The following is a 3,421-nucleotide window of genomic DNA, read 5'->3' as shown; positions in this document are numbered from 1 at the left end:
TTTGGTTAAGTCCTCGATCGATTAGTATCAGTCAGCTACACATGTCGCCACGCTTCCACCTCTGACCTATCAACCTGATCATCTTTCAGGGATCTTACTAGCTTGCGCTATGGGAAATCTCATCTTGAGGGGGGCTTCATGCTTAGATGCTTTCAGCACTTATCCCGTCCACACATAGCTACCCAGCGATGCCTTTGGCAAGACAACTGGTACACCAGCGGTGTGTCCATCCCGGTCCTCTCGTACTAAGGACAGCTCCTCTCAAATTTCCTACGCCCACGACGGATAGGGACCGAACTGTCTCACGACGTTCTGAACCCAGCTCGCGTACCGCTTTAATGGGCGAACAGCCCAACCCTTGGGACCGACTACAGCCCCAGGATGCGATGAGCCGACATCGAGGTGCCAAACCTCCCCGTCGATGTGGACTCTTGGGGGAGATAAGCCTGTTATCCCCGGGGTAGCTTTTATCCGTTGAGCGATGGCCCTTCCATGCGGAACCACCGGATCACTAAGCCCGACTTTCGTCCCTGCTCGACTTGTAGGTCTCGCAGTCAAGCTCCCTTGTGCCTTTACACTCTACGAATGATTTCCAACCATTCTGAGGGAACCTTTGGGCGCCTCCGTTACATTTTAGGAGGCGACCGCCCCAGTCAAACTGCCCACCTGACACTGTCTCCCGGCCCGATCAGGGCCGCGGGTTAGAATTTCAATACAGCCAGGGTAGTATCCCACCGACGCCTCCACCGAAGCTAGCGCTCCGGCTTCTCAGGCTCCTACCTATCCTGTACAAGCTGTACCAAAATTCAATATCAGGCTACAGTAAAGCTCCACGGGGTCTTTCCGTCCTGTCGCGGGTAACCTGCATCTTCACAGGTACTATAATTTCACCGAGTCTCTCGTTGAGACAGTGCCCAGATCGTTACGCCTTTCGTGCGGGTCGGAACTTACCCGACAAGGAATTTCGCTACCTTAGGACCGTTATAGTTACGGCCGCCGTTTACTGGGGCTTCGATTCAGAGCTTCTCCCAAAGGATAACCCCTCCTCTTAACCTTCCAGCACCGGGCAGGCGTCAGCCCCTATACTTCGCCTTGCGGCTTCGCAGAGACCTGTGTTTTTGCTAAACAGTCGCCTGGGCCTATTCACTGCGGCTCTCTCGGGCTATACACCCTACCAGAGCACCCCTTCTCCCGAAGTTACGGGGTCATTTTGCCGAGTTCCTTAACGAGAGTTCTCTCGATCACCTTAGGATTCTCTCCTCGCCTACCTGTGTCGGTTTGCGGTACGGGCACCTCCCGCCTCGCTAGAGGCTTTTCTTGGCAGTGTGGAATCAGGAACTTCGGTACTATAATTCCCTCGTCATCACAGCTCAGCCTTTATGATGAGCGGATTTGCCTACTCATCAGCCTAACTGCTTGAACGCGCATATCCAGCAGCGCGCTTACCCTATCCTACTGCGTCCCCCCATTACTCAAACGGCGGGGAGGTGGTACAGGAATATCAACCTGTTGGCCATCGCCTACGCTTTTCAGCCTCGGCTTAGGTCCCGACTAACCCTGAGCGGACGAGCCTTCCTCAGGAAACCTTAGGCATTCGGTGGACAAGATTCTCACTTGTCTTTCGCTACTCATACCGGCATTCTCACTTCTAAGCGCTCCACCAGTCCTTACGGTCTGACTTCACAGCACTTAGAACGCTCTCCTACCACTGACATCAAAGATGTCAATCCACAGCTTCGGTGATACGTTTAGCCCCGGTACATTTTCGGCGCAGAGTCACTCGACCAGTGAGCTATTACGCACTCTTTAAATGGTGGCTGCTTCTAAGCCAACATCCTGGTTGTCTAAGCAACTCCACATCCTTTTCCACTTAACGTATACTTGGGGACCTTAGCTGGTGGTCTGGGCTGTTTCCCTTTTGACTACGGATCTTATCACTCGCAGTCTGACTCCCATGGATAAGTCTTTGGCATTCGGAGTTTGACTGAATTCGGTAACCCGTTGGGGGCCCCTAGTCCAATCAGTGCTCTACCTCCAAGACTCTCACAACATGAGGCTAGCCCTAAAGCTATTTCGGAGAGAACCAGCTATCTCCAGGTTCGATTGGAATTTCTCCGCTACCCACACCTCATCCCCGCACTTTTCAACGTGCGTGGGTTCGGGCCTCCATTCAGTGTTACCTGAACTTCACCCTGGACATGGGTAGATCACCTGGTTTCGGGTCTACAACCACATACTAAACGCCCTATTCAGACTCGCTTTCGCTACGGCTCCGCCTTATCAGCTTAACCTTGCATGGGATCGTAACTCGCCGGTTCATTCTACAAAAGGCACGCCATCACCCATTAACGGGCTCTGACTACTTGTAGGCACACGGTTTCAGGATCTCTTTCACTCCCCTTCCGGGGTGCTTTTCACCTTTCCCTCACGGTACTGGTTCACTATCGGTCACTAGGTAGTATTTAGCCTTGGGAGATGGTCCTCCCAGCTTCCGACGGAATTTCACGTGTTCCGCCGTACTCAGGATCCACTCAAGAGGGAACGAAGTTTCAACTACAGGGTTGTTACCTTCTTCGACGGACCTTTCCAGGTCGCTTCATTTACTTCGTTCCTTTGTAACTCCGTATAGAGTGTCCTACAACCCCAAGAGGCAAGCCTCTTGGTTTGGGCTAATTCCGTTTCGCTCGCCGCTACTCAGGAAATCGCATTTGCTTTCTCTTCCTCCGGGTACTTAGATGTTTCAGTTCCCCGGGTCTGCCTTCAATATCCTATGTATTCAGATAAAGATACTGTTCCATTACGAACAGTGGGTTTCCCCATTCGGAAATCTCCGGATCAAAGCTCACTTACAGCTCCCCGAAGCATATCGGTGTTAGTCCCGTCCTTCATCGGCTCCTAGTGCCAAGGCATTCACCGTGCGCCCTTTCTAACTTAACCATTAGCGAATAAATGGTACAACATATTGTTGTGTTATTTATTGGTTTGATTAAAGAAAAGTTTCACTTTTCCTCAGCAATTACTGTTATCTAGTTTTCAAAGAACAATCGCAACCAAAATTCTTCTTATCTAATAAGAAGAAAGTAGTGTGCTTTCTATAATTGAGAGATTGAACTCTCAAAACTGAACAAAGTGTCAAAACGTACGTCATGTAAAAATCCTTAGAAAGGAGGTGATCCAGCCGCACCTTCCGATACGGCTACCTTGTTACGACTTCACCCCAATCATCTGTCCCACCTTAGGCGGCTAGCTCCTTACGGTTACTCCACCGACTTCGGGTGTTACAAACTCTCGTGGTGTGACGGGCGGTGTGTACAAGGCCCGGGAACGTATTCACCGCGGCATGCTGATCCGCGATTACTAGCGATTCCAGCTTCATGTAGGCGAGTTGCAGCCTACAATCCGAACTGAGAATGGTTTTATG

General features: G+C 51.1%; 2 rRNA genes. Both read right to left on the bottom strand.

The window, feature by feature from the left end:
* Position 1: 1 nt before the first annotated feature.
* A 23S ribosomal RNA gene (locus TMES_RS21765) occupies positions 2-2,937 on the bottom strand.
* A 225-nt stretch (positions 2,938-3,162) separates the two neighbouring features.
* Positions 3,163-3,421 (bottom strand): 16S ribosomal RNA (locus TMES_RS21760); the annotation flags it as partial.

Source organism: Thalassospira mesophila, from assembly GCF_002115755.1.
Classification (GTDB): Bacteria; Pseudomonadota; Alphaproteobacteria; order Rhodospirillales; family Thalassospiraceae; genus Thalassospira; species Thalassospira mesophila.
The sequence above is the reverse complement of the archived record's forward strand: the minus strand, read 5'-3'. Positions and strand labels throughout refer to the sequence as shown.